The organism is Streptomyces sp. BoleA5, assembly GCF_000373665.1.
Lineage (GTDB): Bacteria > Actinomycetota > Actinomycetes > Streptomycetales > Streptomycetaceae > Actinacidiphila.
The window spans coordinates 308,861-326,051 of sequence record NZ_KB892102.1; the positions used below are offsets into that span (position 1 = coordinate 308,861).

15 protein-coding genes and 2 pseudogenes are annotated in these 17,191 nt (G+C 73.4%); 6 read left to right on the top strand and 11 right to left on the bottom strand.

Annotated elements, in window-relative coordinates:
* Positions 1–55: 55 nt before the first annotated feature.
* The gene (locus tag B085_RS0118035) at positions 56–676 is read right to left on the bottom strand and encodes a hypothetical protein (protein WP_158689758.1); all 621 of its coding nucleotides are present in this window, start codon (positions 674–676) and stop codon (positions 56–58) included.
* Positions 677–774: 98 nt separating this feature from the next.
* Between B085_RS0118035 and B085_RS42835 the strand changes: the two are divergent.
* A pseudogene (locus B085_RS42835) lies at positions 775–1,157 on the top strand (flavin reductase family protein).
* Positions 1,158–1,177: 20 nt separating this feature from the next.
* Here the strand turns inward: B085_RS42835 and B085_RS0118045 are convergent.
* Both B085_RS0118045 and B085_RS0118050 read right to left on the bottom strand, forming a co-directional pair.
* Positions 1,178–1,504, bottom strand: coding sequence for a hypothetical protein (locus B085_RS0118045; RefSeq protein ID WP_018559972.1), 327 nt, complete (start codon positions 1,502–1,504; stop codon positions 1,178–1,180).
* Positions 1,505–1,589: 85 nt separating this feature from the next.
* Complete coding sequence (locus B085_RS0118050; protein ID WP_018559973.1) at positions 1,590–2,924, bottom strand: MFS transporter; 1,335 nt, start codon at positions 2,922–2,924, stop codon at positions 1,590–1,592.
* Between the two features lie 70 nt (positions 2,925–2,994).
* Here B085_RS0118050 and B085_RS0118055 point away from each other — a divergent pair, with 70 nt between their 5' ends.
* Positions 2,995–4,020: a GlxA family transcriptional regulator gene (locus B085_RS0118055; RefSeq protein ID WP_018559974.1), complete on the top strand. Its 1,026-nt coding sequence runs from the start codon at positions 2,995–2,997 to the stop codon at positions 4,018–4,020.
* A gap of 6 nt (positions 4,021–4,026) precedes the next feature.
* Here the strand turns inward: B085_RS0118055 and B085_RS0118060 are convergent.
* Both B085_RS0118060 and B085_RS0118065 read right to left on the bottom strand, forming a co-directional pair.
* Positions 4,027–4,215, bottom strand: a pseudogene (locus B085_RS0118060) (Zn-dependent alcohol dehydrogenase); the annotation flags it as partial.
* Between the two features lie 115 nt (positions 4,216–4,330).
* Positions 4,331–4,804 (bottom strand): ATP-binding protein, encoded by a 474-nt coding sequence (locus B085_RS0118065; RefSeq protein WP_018559976.1) that lies wholly within the window; start codon positions 4,802–4,804, stop codon positions 4,331–4,333.
* 718 nt (positions 4,805–5,522) lie between these two features.
* Between B085_RS0118065 and B085_RS0118070 the strand changes: the two genes are divergently transcribed.
* Positions 5,523–6,626: a tetratricopeptide repeat protein gene (locus B085_RS0118070; protein ID WP_018559977.1), complete on the top strand. Its 1,104-nt coding sequence runs from the start codon at positions 5,523–5,525 to the stop codon at positions 6,624–6,626.
* Between the two features lie 28 nt (positions 6,627–6,654).
* Here the strand turns inward: B085_RS0118070 and B085_RS42840 are convergent, their stop codons facing one another.
* From B085_RS42840 to B085_RS0118085, 3 genes are all read right to left on the bottom strand, one after another.
* A complete protein-coding gene (locus B085_RS42840; RefSeq protein ID WP_018559978.1) occupies positions 6,655–8,016 on the bottom strand; it encodes a cellulose binding domain-containing protein in 1,362 nt (453 codons plus the stop codon).
* 202 nt (positions 8,017–8,218) lie between these two features.
* On the bottom strand, positions 8,219–9,661 hold the full coding sequence (locus B085_RS42845; protein ID WP_158689759.1) for a glycosyltransferase family 2 protein: 1,443 nt from the start codon (positions 9,659–9,661) through the stop codon (positions 8,219–8,221).
* 237 nt (positions 9,662–9,898) lie between these two features.
* On the bottom strand, positions 9,899–10,276 hold the full coding sequence (locus tag B085_RS0118085) for an STAS domain-containing protein (protein WP_026251161.1): 378 nt from the start codon (positions 10,274–10,276) through the stop codon (positions 9,899–9,901).
* A gap of 219 nt (positions 10,277–10,495) precedes the next feature.
* On the opposite strand from B085_RS0118085, the gene B085_RS0118090 reads away from it, so the two are divergent.
* On the top strand, positions 10,496–11,044 hold the full coding sequence (locus B085_RS0118090; protein WP_018559981.1) for a sigma-70 family RNA polymerase sigma factor: 549 nt from the start codon (positions 10,496–10,498) through the stop codon (positions 11,042–11,044).
* Positions 11,041–12,351: a maleylpyruvate isomerase N-terminal domain-containing protein gene (locus tag B085_RS0118095; protein WP_018559982.1), complete on the top strand. Its 1,311-nt coding sequence runs from the start codon at positions 11,041–11,043 to the stop codon at positions 12,349–12,351. The genes B085_RS0118090 and B085_RS0118095 overlap by 4 nt, the downstream gene beginning before the upstream one ends.
* 29 nt (positions 12,352–12,380) lie before the next feature.
* Here the strand turns inward: B085_RS0118095 and B085_RS0118100 are convergent, their stop codons facing one another.
* From B085_RS0118100 to B085_RS0118110, 3 genes are read right to left on the bottom strand one after another with little or no spacing between them, the layout of a single operon-like run.
* On the bottom strand, positions 12,381–13,949 hold the full coding sequence (locus B085_RS0118100) for a hypothetical protein (RefSeq protein ID WP_018559983.1): 1,569 nt from the start codon (positions 13,947–13,949) through the stop codon (positions 12,381–12,383).
* Positions 13,946–14,821, bottom strand: a complete 876-nt coding sequence (locus B085_RS0118105) for an ABC transporter ATP-binding protein (protein WP_078619941.1) — start codon at positions 14,819–14,821, stop codon at positions 13,946–13,948. The genes B085_RS0118100 and B085_RS0118105 overlap by 4 nt, the downstream gene beginning before the upstream one ends.
* Before the next feature lie 34 nt (positions 14,822–14,855).
* Entirely contained in the window at positions 14,856–15,557 is a 702-nt protein-coding gene (locus tag B085_RS0118110) for a bifunctional DNA primase/polymerase (protein ID WP_018559985.1), read from the bottom strand.
* A 250-nt stretch (positions 15,558–15,807) separates the two neighbouring features.
* Here B085_RS0118110 and B085_RS0118115 point away from each other — a divergent pair, with 250 nt between their 5' ends.
* Positions 15,808–17,190 carry a hypothetical protein gene (locus B085_RS0118115; protein WP_018559986.1) on the top strand — a complete coding sequence of 461 codons (1,383 nt, stop codon included), beginning with the start codon at positions 15,808–15,810 and terminating at the stop codon, positions 17,188–17,190.
* Position 17,191: the final 1 nt, after the last annotated feature.

The window sequence follows — 17,191 nt, forward strand, 5'->3', positions numbered from 1 at the left end:
AAGTTCATCGAGGTCTTCGTCCGCCGCGGCCTCGTCCGGGTAAGGCCCCGGGGGCTCACTCCACGGACGCCCCAGGCGGCGGCCGGTACTCCTCCAGCAGGCCGGTGCCGTACGCCAGCAGGCCGCCCGCGAAGACGACGCCGATCAACGCGACCGCCACGAGGGAGATCTGGAACGCGACCTGCCGCTGGCGCGCCCACCCGGTCCTGCCCTCCGGGTCCCGGCGCCCAGCGTAGAACGAGGTCACCAGCACCGGCGCCGCGCCGGCACCCGCGACCCACAGCCACACGGGCAGATACGGGCCGCCGAGCCACACCACCGGCACCGCGAGGACGGCGGCCGTCGCCGCCTCCGCCGCCAGCAGGCAGAGCCAGCGGGGACGCCCGGTGCGCGCCGCGAGTTTCAGCCCGAGGACCGTCGCCGGCAGGGCGTGCAGAAGGGAGGCGGCCACCGCGAAGGCCCAGAGTGGGATCAGAGCAAACGGCAGCAGACAGAGGACGAACGGCTCTTCGAACGCGCGGTCCGAGGACTTCAGGGACGGAAGGACGACCGTGTGGACCGTTGCCGCGATCACCGCCACCGCGCAGTACGTCGACACCGCCGCCGCACGTCCGGCGTCGCCCCACGGATCGACCGCGGGCCGCACCGGGGAGCCCCACCCTGTACCCCCACCCATGGACGCCACGTTACGCCCGGCCCCCGTCCGCCCTTCGCGCGGGCTTCATTTCTGACGAACCATCAGTGGCAATGGGAGGCGTGATGGGACAGGCAGGCATGGCGGTCGCCGTCGTCCGCTACCTACGGTCCGTCGGGGCGGTGACGACGGCCGGGCGGGTGGACCCGCTGCCACCGCCGGAACTGCGGGCCGTTCGGCCGGACGAGCGCGCCTGGTGGACCCGGCGGAGTTCCGCGAGGTGCTGGGGAACTTCGCGAGCGGCGTGACGGTGATCGCGGCACCCGGAGGGCGGGCCCGCAGGGTTCGCCTGCCAGTCGTGCTGCGCGGTGTGCCCGCCTGGATCGACTGCGCGATCCACGCCGTGCACACCGGCGGCGACCACCTCGTCGTCATCGGCCTGGTACGCGGCCTCGGTTGCGCCGCGGAGGGCCCGGAGCCCCTGCTCTTCCACCGCGGCGGCTTCGGACGGCTCACGTCCTGACCGCGGCCGCCGTGCGCGCCTCAGCCCGCGGACTCCGGCGCCTGGTGCGGCGCCCACCAACAGGTCAGCGCCCAGATCCCGAGGGCGGCCACGACCACCGCCACCAGGGCCGCGAGCCCGGGGCGGCGCGACCCGCGCAGCGTGAGCAGCCAGAAGGCGAGCGGCACCAAGGCGCCGCCCACGGCCACGAGCGGAAGGTCGACGTAGAGGACGCTCAAGTCCCGGCGCTGTCCCTCGAAGCCGCCCTCGACGTTGACCCTGGCGAGCGGTGCCCAGGCCAGCAGCGCGGACGCGGAGCCCAGGACCGCCAGGAGAAGGCCGGTGAGGCCCTTGGTCGCTTCCCTCACACACGGGACGGACGCCCCGGTGCCGCACGCGGTTCCCGCGCCGCCGCCGGTGCGGCGCGGGACCTGGCGGCGCCGGGGCGGCCGGCTATGCCGCGAGCGGGAGCACCCCGGAGGCCGGGGTCGCGCGCCGCCGGATGGCCAGCGACATGAGCGCCGCCAGCGCGCACAGCGCCCCGGAGGAGTACCAGACCACGTTGTAGGAGCCGAAGGTGTCGCGCGCCACGCCGCCGAGGAACGCCACCAGGGCGGCGCCCACCTGGTGGGAGGCGAGCACCCAGCCGAAGACGATGGCGCTGTCGGCGCCGTAGTACTCACGGCACAGGGCGATGGTGGGCGGCACGGTGGCGACCCAGTCCAGGCCGTAGAAGACGATGAACAGCACCATGGGCGGGTGCACGGAGTCGCCCAGGAGCACCGGCAGGAACATCAGCGACAGTCCGCGCAGCCCGTAGTAGGTGGCGAGCAGCCGCCGCGGGCTGAAGCGGTCGGTGAACCAGCCGGAGGCAACGGTGCCCGCGATGTCGAAGACGCCGATCACGGCGAGCAGCGAGGCGGCGGCCGTCACCGGCATCCCATGGTCGTGCGCCGCCGGCACGAAGTGCGTCTTGACCAGGCCGTTCGTCGAGGCACCGCAGATCGCGAAGGTCCCCGCCAGGAGCCAGAACGGGCCGCCGCGGGCGGCGTTGCCCAACGCCTTGACCGCGCGCGTCGCCGCCCCCGTCACCGGCGGCGGCTTCGGCACGAACTCCTTCGCGCCGTAAGGGGCCACGCCCACGTCGGCCGGGTGGTCCCGAAGCAGCAGGTAGACCAGCGGTGCCACGACGACGGCCGCGCCCGTGACGGTGAGCGTCGCGGCGCGCCAGCCCGCGTGCTCGATGATGACGGAGAGCAGGGGCAGGAAGATCAGCTGCCCCGCCGCGCCGGCCGCGGTCAGGATGCCCGTGACCAGGCCGCGCCGGTGCTCGAACCAGCGGTTGGTGACGGTGGTCGCGAAGGCCAGGGCCATGGAGCCGCTGCCCAGGCCGACGAGCACGCCCCACAGCACCACGAGCTGCCAGCTCGCGGTCATGAAGACGGTCAGGCCGGCGCCGGTCGCGATGGTGAGGAGCGCGGCCGCCACGACCCGGCGGATGCCGAAGCGGTCCATCAGCGCGGCGGCGAACGGCGCCGTCACGCCGTAGAGCGCGAGGTTGACCGAGACCGCCAGGCCGATCATGCCCCGCGACCAGCCGAACTCGCCGTTCAGCGGCTCGATGAGCAGGCCGGGCAGGGAGGCGAAGCCTGCGGCGCCGATGAGCGTGACGAAGGCGGCGGCCGCCACCGACCACGCGCGGTGGACACGGGTCGTACGGAGCGGCCGGGAATCGTCGGGGACCCCGTCGGACAGGGTCTGCGCGGGAAGCTCGGGAGTCTGCGTCACCAGATCAGCATCCGGCATCGTTTTTCACGGAACGAGTGGCCGGATGGCCAGGTTGTGCAAGGATCGGGCCATGCCCGCATCCATGGAGACGTCTTCGCGGAACACCGATCCCGCCACACGGGTGCGCCACCGGGTCGCGGTCCTGGTCCAGCACGGGGTGATCCCCTTCGAAGTCGGCATCCCGCACCGCATCTTCGGCGGGGCGAGGGACTCCGACAGGGCCGATCTGTACGAGGTGCTCACGTGCTCCCCGCACGGTCCCGGGCCGGTGCGTGCCGAGGCCGACTTCGAGATCCACGTCGTACACGGCCCCGAGGTGCTGGAGACGGCCGACACCGTCATCGTCCCGGCGGCCCACGAGCGTTCCGTCGCGCACACGGAGGGGCGCCTGCCCGAGGAGATGGCGGCGGCCTTCGCCCGCATCCGCCCGGGGACCCGGCTGGTGTCCATCTGCACCGGCTCCTACTTCCTCGCGGCCGCCGGCTACCTGGACGGCCTGCGTGCCACCACGCACTGGTCGAGCACGGACCACTTCCAGAGGCTCTTCCCGCAGGTGCGGGTCGAACCGGACGTCCTGTACGTCGACAACGGCAGCATCCTCACCTCCGCGGGCGTCGGCTCCGGCGTCGACCTGTGCCTGCACCTCGTACGCCGTGACCACGGCGTCGCCGTGGCCAACGCCAGCGCACGCCGTACGGTCGTACCGCCGCACCGGGAGGGCGGTCAGGCCCAGTACATCCAGCGGCCCGTCCCCCAGCCCCAGCAGGCCGCCACGGCCGCGGCGCGCTCCTGGGCGCTGGACCGGCTCGACCAGCCGCTGACACTGCGCGAGTTGGCCGAGTGCGAGGCGATGAGCGTGCGCACCTTCACCCGCCGTTTCCGGGAGGAGGTGGGCACCAGTCCCGGTCAGTGGCTGGCGCAGCAGCGCGTCGAGCGTGCCCGGCACCTGCTGGAGTCCAGCGACCTGTCCGTCGACCAGGTCGCCCGGCAGGCCGGGTTCGGCACCGCGGCCTCCATGCGGCAGCACCTGCAGGCCGTCATCGGCGTCTCGCCCAGCGCCTACCGGCGCACCTTCCGGGCGACGGCGGTGTATTGAGGCCCCTCAGAAGGTCGGCACGCCCCTCGCCACACGGCCGCCCCGGGCGTCCTCCGCCGCCTCGGCGAAGTCCTCCACCGGGTAGGTGTGGGTGACGAGTTCGTCCGGCAGGCACCGTCCCTGCCGGTACAGGTCAGCGTAGAGCGCGGTGTCGCGCTGCGGTCGTGACGAGCCGTAGCGGCAGCCCTGCGCCGAGGAGGGGCGGTACGAGTTCCTGCTGGACGCCACCCCGCAGCCCTTCGTGGGCGGGGCCGGCAGCCCGGCCGCCCCGGTGGCGGTGCTCTGAGGACGGTCTTCGCGGTCCGTACGGTCAGAAGGCGGGACGGCGGATCAGCCCGCCAACGGACTGCGCGGGAACGATCGCCGGGCGCTCACAGCGGTCGATCTCGCACCAGATCTGCTTGCCCGCGCCCTCGCGCTGCCAGCCCCAGCGGTCCGCGAGGCCGTCCACGAGCTCCAGTCCCCGGCCGCCGGTCTCGTCGCTGTCCGCGTGGCGCGGGCGCGGCGGGGCGTCGCTGGTGTCGGCCACCTCGACGCGCACGGTCTCCTGCTCGCCGCTCTGCGCGGCTCCGGAGGAACGGAAGAGCATCCGCAGCACGGCGGGACAGCCGGTGTGCACGACGGCGTTGGTGACCAGTTCGGAGATGAGCAGGATCAGCGTCTCGGCGACCGGCTCGTCGGCCCCTATCCCGGACCCCGCCAGACGCGAGCGGGCCCACCTGCGGGCCCGGCCCACTTCCGCGGGGTCGGGACCGACCTCAAGCTGATCCTGGAGCACCTGCACCGCTCACACCATCCGAACCGGCGGACACATCGCCTCGCGCCTCGGCAGGGTCACCGTACGTGACCTCTTCGCGACCCAGCATGATTGACCCACGGTCACCGCAACAAGCGCTTCGGGCATATTCCAGCGCAAGGGGGGACGAGTACTGCATACTGTGCGGGGCTCATTACGGGGCGAAATCGAACAGCCCGGCATCGGCAGCCCACCGGGCACCGAAGCCCCGCCACTGCCACATCCGTCGCGTTTCGCCACCACACGCACCCGATGGAGCGTACCCGAGGCGGGCTCCGACTCCACGGCGTGACGAGTCACACCTCGGACACAACCCGATATCGGCACTCGGTGACCCCTTATCCGTGACGAAGAAGTCATAACTGCCCAAATACCGCGAAAAGTCTCAACGAGAAGGCTCTCCGCGAGGCTCTCCTCACACTCCGCCACGGAACGGCCCCGGCTCCGCAGGATCCACGACCGCTTGATGTGGAGATGGACCTCCGCCTCCCGGATGAGACCCGTGCCGCCGAAGGCCTGCAGGCAGTCGACCAACCCCGGCGGGGTCGAGGACCTCGGCGGCGGCTCCCGGACTCCCCGGCGGGAACGAGACCCTGCGCAAGGTCCTCAAGTACCAGCTCAGGGAGCGCTTTACGAAAGCGTGAGGCACGTCCGGCGCAAAGCCGCGTAACCTCCTCCGCAAGAGTTCCAAAGGGGAAGGGTCACGGTGGGCACACAGGACGGCCAGGACCGGGCGCGGGACGGCCTGGAGGAAGGTCCCGGCACAGGTCCGGAAAGCGGCCCGCAGAACGGCCCGCAGGATCCCCTCGATCTGCTCCGGCTGGGCGACGCGGCGCTGGACGCGGGCGAACTCAACCAGGCGCGCGTCCACTTCGAGACCGCCGAGCGGCTGCTGGCCGCCGACCCCTCGGCCCCCGACGCCCGGCGCGCCGCGGCACTGCGCGGCCGGGCCGTCTCCCACCTGCTGGCGGGCGAGGTGCGCTACGCCTCCCACCTGCTGGAGGAGGGCATCACCCGGCTGGAGAGGCGCACCGCGCCGAACGGCGGACCGCCCGACCCCGACGCCCTGCTGATGCTGTACATCGCCTCCATCGGGCCGTACACCGACCTGGGCGCCTACGCCCGGGCCGCACACGCCGCCGAGCAGGCGCTCAACCTCGCTCCCGGGGCGGGAGATCCGGCCCTCGTGGCACAGATGCACCGCAGCATCGCCCGCACCCTGATCGTCGCGGGACGCACCGTCGAGGCCGAGGCCTCGCTGGCGAAGGCGCAGGAGCTCTTCCAGCGGCTGGAGTTGCACACGGACCTGGCCCACTGCCACTGGATGCGCGGCTACGTGCACTCCCAGGACGGCGACCTGGAACAGGCCGAACGCGAGCTGCGCACCGCCCGCGACATGCTGTCCGCCGGCCGGTCCGTGCTGTTCACGGTGCAGGTCGAGGTGGAACTGGCGGACGTGCTGCGGCGGCGCGGCAAGCCCGCCGAGGCCGAGGAGCTGCTGACCCGGCTGCTGGACGAGCTGGGCCCCTGGCGAGGCGCCGTCCACGCCGGCGGCGCGCACCGGCTGCTCGGGCTGCTGGCGGAGGAGCGCGGCGACCCGGAGGCCGCTGAGGAACACTACGTCTCCGCCCTGGCGCTGCTGGAACGCGCGGGAGCCGCCGGGGACCTGGCCGACATCTGCCGGCTGCTGGGCGACCTGCTGCGCCGTTCCGGCCGGGTCGAGGCCGCGCTGGACGCCTACCGGACCGGCCTGGGCCACCGCGCGGCGATCGGCACCACCACGCTGGGCCCGGCCCCGGCCGACTCCTGACGCGGGCCGGCCTCGTCGCCGTACCGGCTCAGGGCTCGCGAACCGTGTTCACGTAGCCCGTGCCGTCCGCGGCGAGGCCGTCGACCGCCTTCTCCACCTCCGCCAGGGACTGGGCCTTCCGGGCGTCGTGGTAGAACCAGTCGACCTTCATGTCCCAGGTGCGCTTCCCCTCGAACGGCAGGTCCACGAACCACGCGTTGAAGTTCACGGACATGTTCTGGGTCGGGTAGTACTTGCCCCCGGTCCGGAACAGCTCGTGCCCGTCGAGGCTGTAGGTCACCACGCCGTGCGCGGCGGTGGTGACGAGTGTGTGCCACCCCCGGAGGCTGTACGTCGTGGCCCGGGTCACCCGGTCCCCCTCCCTGGCGCTGCGCCAGGTCGTCGTGTCGAGCCTCGGGCCGGGGGCGCCCCAGCCGCCGTTCGGCTGGTACTCGTTGTCGAGTTCGCTGTACTCGGCGTGGTGGTGCGGCGAGATCATGTAGAAGGTCTCGTTGACGTGGTCGCCGTTGCGGCCGCTCGTGGGTTCGTCCGTGAAGTGGATCCGGGCGGCGAACGTCCCCGTCAGGAACTTCGTGCCGGTGGTGTGCACCTCGGCCTGCGCGGTGCCGCGCCGCGTCCCGTCGGTGGCGGCGCGCAGCCGCAGGACCTGGCCGCCCAGGGCGTCCTCGTCCGCGGGGAAGCCGACGCCTCCCGCCGACCACGTGTCGTGGATGCCGGGGCCGCCCGCGCTGGTGCGGACCAGCCATCCGTGGGCGCGCAGCGCCGGGTCCCGGGGTCCGCTGTACCGGAAGTCGTCGAAGACGATCCCGGGGGGCGCGGCGGGCCGTGCCGCCCCTGCGGCGGGACCGCGAGGCGACGCGCCGGCGTCACCGCCGGGCTCCTCGCCCCAGACGTGCCTGCCGTCCAGGTAGCCGGTCACCAGCGCCGACGCCTGGAAGGTGTCGTGGGCCGGGCCGAACGACCGGTCGTCGCGCTGGTCCACCCTCCCGCCGGGACGGTACAGCTGGACTCCGACGGCGCCGCTCTTGGCGCCGGGCTCAAGGGTGCCCGCGGCCTTCGTGAAGGTGATCTCGAGGTAGTGGTCGGCGGTCGGCGTCGGACGGTCCATGGCGACGGTCCGCCCGTCCACGTCCGAGCAGCCGACCGATGCCTGTACGCAGTTGAACGCGTACGGGGAGCCGCCGTCCTGCGTGAAGTAGTACCGGACGGCCACGTCGGCCAGGCGCAGCCGGTGGTCGGAGGTGTTGACGACCTCCAGCCACGGCCGGGCCGTGGCTGCGGACTCCGAGGTCCCCGCCTTGTAGCGGACGGTGAGTTCGGGGGGCGGCTGGTGCGCCTCTCGCCACTGCGGGTACAGCGCCGTGACGCCCACGCCGACGGCGGCCGCCACCAGCAGGTACCCGGCCGCCCTCCGGACGGGTCGGCGCCGTTTGCCGCGCCCGGAGGGGACGGGGCGGTCGGGCCGGACGGAAGGGCGGACAGAGGGGCGGGCAGAACCCACGAAAGCTCCTAGCACGGTGGAGGGGCGATGCCGAGGGCATTCCCCGCGGTCTCCAGGACGCGGTCGGACCGCAGCGGGAGGGTCGCGCCGCCTACGGTGCGGTGTCGGGCACGGGGCCGACGGCGCCGAGGGCCGGTGGCGTGCTTCCGGCGTGCGCGGACGCGTCCCACGGGCTCCACCGGTCCCGCCGGTCCTGCTGCTCCGCGACCGTGCTCTCCCCGCGCCGGCCCGGGAGGTGGGGCTGCCGGCCGGGCTGGAAGGCGATGTCGTCGTGGGCGCCGCCGACCTCGATCCGGGCGCGGGTGCCCCAGTTGGTGCGCCGCAGCGTCGCCAGGGACCACAGCCGCAGCGGCAGCAGCAGGCCGATGTTGAGCAGCGCGTACAGCGGGGCGGCGAGGAAGGTCAGCACCCGGTCGGCGATCCTCACCTGTGCGGCGCCGCGCAGGTAGTGGACGGAGCGCACCCAGGCCATGACGCACATGTAGGCCAGGTAGCCGGCCAGCAGCGTCCAGCCCCGCGGGTGCATCAGGACCGCGACGAGCGCCGCGAGCAGCGCCGCGGTGAAGGCGGCCCAGGTGACGAGTTCGACGAGGTTCAGCCACCAGTACATGCGGTGCAGCCGGAACTTGGCGAGCAGCAGGAAGCCCTCGCGGATGAACGACTTGCCCCAGCGGACCTGCTGGCGCACGTAGTGGCCGAGGCGTTCGGGGACGTCGGTGTAGCCGACGGCCGACGGCTGGATCAGGGAGAGCCCCTCGGTGAGGCAGTAGTACGTCAGGCGCCGGTCGTCCCCGAAGGTCGCGGGGCGGCCGAGGAACCGCTGGTCGAGGAAGTCGTCGAGGTGCTTGCGGACGACCCAGCCGCGGTACATGGCGAGCGACCCGCACGCGCAGAGCACCGAGCCGAGGCGGGAGTAGGCCACCCGCTCGCCGAGGAAGGCGTTGACGTAGCGCATGTCGATCAGGCGCGTCAGGAGGTTCGTGCCGCGGTTGTGGGCGAGCACCAGCCCGGTGACGCACTGGACCCGGCGTTTGGCGAAGGGCCGGGCGAGCTCCGCGACGGCGTGCCGGTCGAGCAGCGTGTCGGAGTCGATGCACAGGTAGACGTCCGCGAGCGGCTCCTGCCCGAAGCCCGCCGCGAGGCCGTGGCGCTTGCCGCGGTTGTCGGGGAACCGGAGGAAGTCGAGGCGGACCCCGGCCCGCCGGAACCGCGGGCGCATCTCCTCGACCAGGGCGCGCGCCGAGTGGTCCTCGGAGCAGTCGTCGACCACGGTGAGGGAGTGCGGCGGCAGAGTCTGCGCGAGGACCGACTCCAGGCAGCCGCGCAGCATCGCCGGGGCCTCGTTGTAGACCGTGATCACACCGTGGATGCGGAGCCGGGTCACGGGCTTGTCGAACGTGAGCTCCGGACGGCGGCGCCGGCGGATGGAGAGCAGCAGCTTGACGGCGAGGAGGGAACCGACGGCCACTCCGTACCAGTGCACACGGCCAAGGGACCACGAGAAGTGGCCCCATGCCTCCGCGAGATCGAGCATGGGCAGTGGAGACCTCCGAACGAACGCCCCCACCCGCCGGACAGAACTTTGAACGCGTGTTCTGCGCACGAAGGTAACCCGGGCGGAGGAACGGCGAAAGGCACATCCTCCGCACATTTCACCGGTAGGCCCGCAATCCGGCCTCCAGGGACGCCACATGGGCGAAGCGGACATCGGATGTGAGAGTGCTCACACGGGATCGGGCGGGCCCACTCGCCCCGGGCGGCGCCGGAGGAACTAGGCCGACATCGGCCGGGCCGCGTCGTCGGTGGCGGCCTCCAGGTCGGGGAACACCTCGAAGAGCCGGCGTACGCCGAGCGCGGCCAGCACCCGGTTGACGTGCGCGACCCCGTCGGAGGGACTGTTCCGCGGGAGGATCAGCCGCAGCCGGCCGGCACAGGACCGCATCAGCCGCCGGGCCGCGATCAGCACACCCACGCCGCTGGAGTCGCAGAAGTGGACCCCGGCCAGGTCCAGGACCACGCTGTGCCGCCCGTCGGCCACCGCGTCGTGTACGTGCTGGCGTACCAGCGGCGCGGTCACGAGATCCATTTCTCCCGAAACGGTCAGGACCACCCAGCCGTCCCGCTCGTCCTGCACCACCTGCAATGCCACTGTCTGGCCCTTCTCCCGGCAGCGGTCGTACAGACCCTATGCCCCGCGCGGGTCGCTTCCCCGCAATCTTCCGGTCACACCCGGGTAACGCATTACCAGAATCGATCAGTTATGGCAGAAGCTTGCCTCAAGGCGTCGTACGTGGCAGCAATCGGCGGATACATTCGATCCGAGGCAGTGCGACCGTAGTAGGGCGACGGCGACAAAGGGGGAGACGCGATGGCGGCATCCGCACCACCCCGCTGGGACCGCAAGATGCAGCAGCGGCTCGCGCGCGGCGAGGAGGCCGCGCTCGGAGAGCTGTACGACCGCTACGCCTCCCTCGTGCACAGCCTCGCCCACCGCGTCATGGACGACGAGGAGACCGCCGCCCAGATCACCCGTGAGGTCTTCGGCTACATCTGGGAGAACCCGGACGCCTACGACCCCAAGCAGGGTTCGCTGCGCTCCTGGATCGCCGGCCTCACCCAGCGCCAGTCCGTCCACCGGCTGCGCCAGTCGGAGAACCGCGGCGCGGGCAGCCCCGAGCAGGTCGAGGCCCGGGTCCGCGAGGCCTCGACGGCCGCCCGCGCCGACTACATCGTGACCTCCATGCCCGAACCCCTGCGCCAGGCCCTCGACCTCGCCTACCGCCGCCGCATGGACTACCGCGAGGCCGCCGCGGACCTCGGGGTCACCGAGGACGAGGCGCGCCGCCGCCTCCGGCTCGGACTCCAACTGCTGTCCACCGCCGTGCAGGACTCCTCGCCCCAGGGAAGGTCCCTGTGAACGGACCGGCCGAGAACGGCGAGACTCCCCCGTCCGGGACCAACCTGCCCCGGGTGCCGATGCCCCGCGGCGCCGCCGAGGACGGCCCGCTGCCGGAGGTCGGACCCGTGTCCCCGTCCTCGCCGGACGCGCCCGCGCACGGCGCGGCGCGGGCGGCGGAGGCGGCGCGCGAGCCGGAGCGCGAATCCGAGAAGGAACCCGTGCGGCCCGAACCCCCGCAGTACGACCACCGCGTGCTGCGCTCCCTGCTGGGCGCGTGGGCGCTGTCGGCCTGCTCCCGTGACGAGGCCGGCGCCGTCGATGTCCACCTCACCGACTGCGCGCCGTGCGCCGAGGAGGCGGTGCGTCTGCGCCGCGCGGTCGGCCTGCTGCACCAGGACGAGTCCCTCGACCTCGACCCGCTGCTGCGTGCCCGCGTCCTGGAGGGGTGCCTGGGGCGCCGCCCGGCCCGCATCCCCGTCCCCGAGTGGGCCGCTCCGTACGACGCAGAGACCGCGCGCCTCGACGCGCTCCTCACCGACCTCGGCGAGCCCGAGTGGGACATGCCCGTCAGGCTCGTCTGGGCCGGCGGGACGCGCGAGCTGACGCTCTGCGGCGTCCTCGCCCATCTCGGCTCGGTGGACGGCGTCGTGGCCACCGCCCTCGGCCTCGACGACCCGCTCGGCCCGGGCGCTCCCCGTACCCGCCTGGAGCGCACCGAGCTCGCCGGGGAGCGCTGCCGCCGCCACACGCACGCCTTCGTCCGCAACAAGTGGCGCACCCAGACCCGGGACATCGTGCGGACGCTGTCCTTCGCCGGCTCCGCGACCGGCGGACTGCCGGTGGACTTCGCCGACGCCGTCGTGCCGATGCGCGACGCGCTGATCGACCGCGCCTTCGAGTGCTGGATCCACGCCGAGGACATCGCACAGGCCCTGGACTACCCCGAGTACGGGCCGCCGGCGGCGCCGCACCTCAACCGCATGATCGACCTCGCGGCCCGGATGCTGCCCACCGCCCTGGCCGCGCTCCGCCAGGCGGGGCTGGCGGAATCCACCGCGAAACTCGTACGGGCCGGAGCCCCCGGCCGCACCCTCGACCTCCACGTCGAGGGGTCCGGCGGCGGCCACTGGTACATCTCCCTGGACTCGCCCGGCGCGATCGGCACCCCCGAAGCGGTGGTCGCCGAGATCGCCGTCGACCAGCTCGACTTCTGCCAGCTGGCCGCGGGCCACATCTCCCCCGGCCGCATCGCCGCCGGACGCGACGGGGACAGCGCGGCGATCCGGGACGTCCTGCACGCCACGGCATCGTTGTCACGCCTGTAGGCCGCCCCGAGCCGCGGGGAGCGGGCGGCCTACCCCTTGCTCACCGCCACCAGCACCTCCGGCAGGCGGCCCAGCAGGCGGGGCGCCGCCGTGCGCACCCCCAGCACCGCGAACGCCGCCCCGTACAGGCAGCCCAGGGGCAGCAGGAGCCACAGCGCGCCGTGCCGTCCCGAGACATGGAGCCAGATCAGCAGGCCGAGGACCGGAAGCGTGATCACCGCACCCGTCAGCGCGCCCCCCACGAGACTGAGCCAGGCCAGGCTCGTCTGGCCCGGCGCGGCCGCGCTCCCGAAACGGTTCTCCTGCGGCATGGAGTAGGGGAAGCGCACGCTCGCCCAGGCGCCGGTGGCGACCAGTGCCCCCAGCAGCGCGAAGGAGAGCCCGAGCGTCTCGGCCACCGCGTCCGCCCGCCCCAGCAGAAGGGCCGCGCCGATCGTGACGACGGCCACGTACGGCACGCCCACCACCACGATCGCCAGGGCCCGTCCGCGCAGTTCCGCGTACGCGTCCGCACGGGAGGAGATCGTCGCGGCGACCGTCCAGAAGGCGGAGCCGTCCATGCCGAACTGGTTGTACATCTGCAGCCCGAGCAGACCCGCCGCCCAGCAGGCGGTGTAGACGCTGCCCTCCTGGACCGCCGAGACGAGCGGCAGCAGCAGCCCCACGGCCAGGGCGGTGGCCCAGGCGGCCTTGGTCCGCGGATCGCGCCAGGCGTAGCGGAACTGGCGCTCCATGACGGTGCCGGTGCGCCCCTCGGGGAACAGCCGGAACCGCGTCTCCCGGACGCTCGTCGGGCCCGCCTGCACGGTGGAGGCGTCCGGACGGGTCATGAGCCGGTCCAGACTGCGGTGCCACCACACGAGCACCAGCCCCAGCACGGCTCCGGCCCAGGCGAGTTCGGCGACCGCGAGCCCGTACGCCCCCTCCCCCGCCGACCGCACCGCGTCCAGCGCCGACGCCGGCGGCAGCCAGCGCAGCACCGAGGTGACGGCGTCGATCCGCTCCAGGCCGCGCCCGGAGGTGAGCGCGTTGGCGCCCAGGCTGGCCAACTGGGCGCCCACCGCGACCAGCAGGCCGCTGAGCACCGCCAGGTCGCGTCCCTTGCGGCTGGTCAGCAACCGGGTGTTGGCCGCGGCGACGGCACGCGACAGGGCCACGCACAGCAGCACGGTGAGCGGCACCGCTATCACCGCCGCCACCGCCGAGGCGGCGCCCTCCACCACGGACACCGCCGCGCCGACCACCACCAGGAACGTCAGCAGCGGCCCGACGCCGACCAGCGAGGACACCAGGAGCGCCCGGACCAGCGGACGCGGACGCAGCGGCAGCATGGCCAGCCGGGTCGGGTCGAGGGTGTCGTCGCCGCCGAAGACGAACAACGGCATGACGGCCCAGCCGACCCCGAGCAGGACCGCGACGCCGATGGCCGCCGAGGGCGCGTAGTCGTTGCCGCGCAGGGCGACCAGCCCCACGCCCAGGCCCAGCGCGTAGAGCAGGGACACCAGGCTGCCGATGATCCAGCCGACCCGGCGTCCGGTCGACTGGCGCAGCCCGTTGCGCAGGACCGACAACTTGAGCCGTACGAAGGTGCCCGTCACGACCGGCTCGCCCCGGCAGGGCCGCCCCCGCCGTCCCCGCCGTCAGTGCCGCCCGCTCCGGCCGCGCCGGTCCCGGCGCCCCGCGCCGGCGCGTTCGCCCCACCGAGCCAGTCCAGGTCCTGCCCCGGCCCGCGGTCGCGGGCGCCCACCAGGGTCAGGAAGGCGTCCTGCAGTGTCGGCGCCTGCCCGCGCACCGCGGCGAGCGGGCCCTGGGCCACGATCCGGCCGGCGGCCATCACCGCCACCCAGTCGCACAGGCTCTCCACGAGCTCCATGACGTGCGACGAGAAGACGACGGTCGCCCCGGACCCGGTGTAGCGCTCCAGCACCCCGCGGATCACCTGGGCGGAAACGGGGTCGACGCCCTCGAAGGGCTCGTCCAGGAAGAGCACTTCGGGATTGTGCAGCAGCGCCGCGGCGAGGCCGATCTTCTTGCGCATGCCCGTCGAGTAGTCCACCACGAGCTTGTTGGCGGCCCCGGCGAGGTCGAGGACGTCGAGCAACTGGGCCGCGCGGCGGTCGGTCTCCGCGCCCGGGATGCCGCGCAGCCGGCCGGTGTACGCCAGCAGCTCGCGGCCGGTGAGCCGTTCGAAGAGCCGCAGCCCCTCCGGCAGGACACCGATGCGGGACTTCACGGCGGCCGGGTCGCGCCAGACGTCCGCGCCGCCGACCTCGATGAGGCCGTGGTCGGGCCGCAGCAGTCCGGTCACCATCGACAGGGTGGTGGTCTTGCCCGCCCCGTTGGGCCCCACGAGCCCCACGAAGTGTCCGGCGGGCAGTGTCAGATCGATCCCGGCGACGGCGACCTGCTGCCCGAAGCGTTTCCACAGCCCATGGACGCGCACGGCGGGCGCGACGGATGCGTTCGGCATCCGCCCAGCCTATGCCGAGGGGGGTGTGGCCCGGCTAGCGTCCGCAGGCATACGCGAGGGGGGAGATCAGCTCCTCGGTGTCCGGCAGCCACCGGTTGAGCGCGGTGGGCTGGCGCACCCACTGCACGACACCGCCCGTGCCGAGCCGGGTGGGCGGAGCCGGGACCCAGTCGCCGTCGCCGCGCACCACCAGGTCGAGCGAGGAGGGCGCCCAGCCGAGCCTGCGCAGCAGGTCCGGCACCTTGGCGGCGGCCCCGGGCAGCACGAAGAAGATCATCCGGCGGGACGGGGTCCCGAGCACCGGGCCGAGCGGCAGTTCCATGCGCTCCATACGGGCCAGCGCGAGGCAGCCGGCGTCCTCCGGGACGTCGATCGCGTCGAAGGTGCGTCCGGTGGGGAGGAGGACCGAGGCGTGCGGCTGCCGCTGCCACATCCGGCGCACCGCGGGACCGCTCCCGCTGGCCTCGCCGACCCACCCCGGCCCGGACGGGTGCGCCCCGGGCGCCGGGCAGGCGGTGTCACCGCAGGAGCAGCGCGGACCACCGCGGCCGGAAGCGCCGGGGATGCCGGGCACGCCGGAAGCGCCGGAGGGGGAGGCGTGCTCGACGAGCCAGGCACCGGGCAGCACGTCCCAGTGCCGCTCCTCCGCGTACCCGACGGCGGCGTCGAGGAGTTGGCCGGCGTTCCGCCGCGGGGCTGCGATGGTGTGTTCCACGGTGTCTTCCACGACCTTCACAACTGCACTGCCCTGCGCGGGTTACGGGCTGTGACGTCCCGGCCTCGCGGCTCATGCCGGGCGCACGGGAGCACAAGCGGGGGCGCGCGGTGGGGGTGGTCCGGCATCCGGGTAGTCACCCTTGGGTGTGTAAGCATGCATCCCTCCGTAAATTATGTCGTTTGCGGGGCATTTGAGTGGCGCGTACCGGGAAGGGATCTTCGGGAAGGGATCTTGAGGTCCCGAAAGCGGCAGCTGTGAGGGGGAGCCCATGGCCGCACGACCGCTCGTCGCCCGCCAGCCGAACGAACGGCTGCAGGCACTGATCCAGGAGGCAGGCTGCTCCAACGCCGGATTGGCCCGCCGGGTCAACATGTGCGGCGCGGAGCACGGCCTCGACCTGCGTTACGACAAGACCTCCGTGGCCCGCTGGCTACGCGGCCAGCAACCGAGGGGCCGGGCCCCGGCGATCATCGCCGAGGCCATCGGCCGCAAGCTCGGCCGCACCGTCACCATCGACGAGATCGGCATGGCCAACGGCAAGAACCTGGCCACCGGTGTCGGCCTGCACTTCTCGCCCACCGTGCTCGGCGCGATCGAGCAGGTCTGCGAGTTGTGGCGGAGCGACGTCGGCCGCCGGGACTTCCTCACCGGCTCCAGCGTGGCGGCCTCGGCCCTGGTCGAGCCCAGCCGGGACTGGCTGATCACCCGGGCCGACACGCAGGTCGCGCGCGCCGGAGGGCAGCGCGTCGGCATGTCCGACGTCGAGGCGGTACGGGCCACCACCCGGGCGCTGAACGAACTCGACCACCGCTTCGGCAGCGGTCATGTGCGCCCGGTGGTGGTGCACTACCTCAACAGCGTGGTCTCCGGGCTGCTCGCCGGCTCCTACCGGGAGGCGACGGGGCGCCAGCTCTTCTCCGCCGTCGCCCGGCTGACCGAACTCGCCGGCTACATGGCCGTCGACACCGGCCAACCCGGCCTGGCGCAGCGCTACTACATCCAGGCGCTGCGGCTGGCCCAGGCGGCGGGCGACCGCGCGTACGGGGGCTACGTCCTGGCCGCGGGGATGAGCCACCTCGCCGCGCAGCTCGGCACCCCGCGGGAGATCGCCCAACTCGCCCGCGCCGCACAGGAGGGCGCCCGCGGCCAGGTCACCGCCACCGCGCAGGCCATGTTCCACGCGGCGGAGGCCCGCGGCCACGCGCTGATGGGAGACGCACGGGCCTGCGGCGCCGCCGCCGGGCAGGCCGTGGAGGCGCTGGAGCGCTCCGAACCGGGCGACGACCCCGACTGGATCCGGCACTTCGGCCCGGCCTACCTCGCCGACGAGCTCGCCCACTGCCACCGCGACCTCAACCAGGCGCCGCAGGCGGTCCGCCGCGCAGAGGAGGCACTGGCCGGGCACGCCCCGGACAAGGCCCGCCGCCGCGCCATCGGCCTCCTGCTGCTCGCCCAGGCCCAGGTCCAGCAGCGGGAGATCGAGCAGGCCTGCCACACCGGCGCCCAGGCCGTCGAACTGCTCGCAACGCTGCGCACGACCCGCGGCGCGGAGTACCTCGACGACCTCCGTCTGCGTCTGCAGCCGTACGCGGCGGAGAGCGCGGTCCGGGAGCTCGACGCCCGGCTTGAGGAGGAGGAACTGGCGGCGTGAC

Coding starts and splice junctions, on each gene's coding strand:
- B085_RS0118035 (WP_158689758.1), bottom strand. CDS start 676: ATGGGTGGGGGTACAGGGTGGGGCTCCCCGGTGCGGCCCGCGGTCGAT.
- B085_RS0118055 (WP_018559974.1), top strand. CDS start 2,995: ATGCCCGCATCCATGGAGACGTCTTCGCGGAACACCGATCCCGCCACA.
- B085_RS0118105 (WP_078619941.1), bottom strand. CDS start 14,821: ATGCCGAACGCATCCGTCGCGCCCGCCGTGCGCGTCCATGGGCTGTGG.
- B085_RS0118090 (WP_018559981.1), top strand. CDS start 10,496: ATGGCGGCATCCGCACCACCCCGCTGGGACCGCAAGATGCAGCAGCGG.
- B085_RS0118115 (WP_018559986.1), top strand. CDS start 15,808: ATGGCCGCACGACCGCTCGTCGCCCGCCAGCCGAACGAACGGCTGCAG.
- B085_RS42845 (WP_158689759.1), bottom strand. CDS start 9,661: ATGCTCGATCTCGCGGAGGCATGGGGCCACTTCTCGTGGTCCCTTGGC.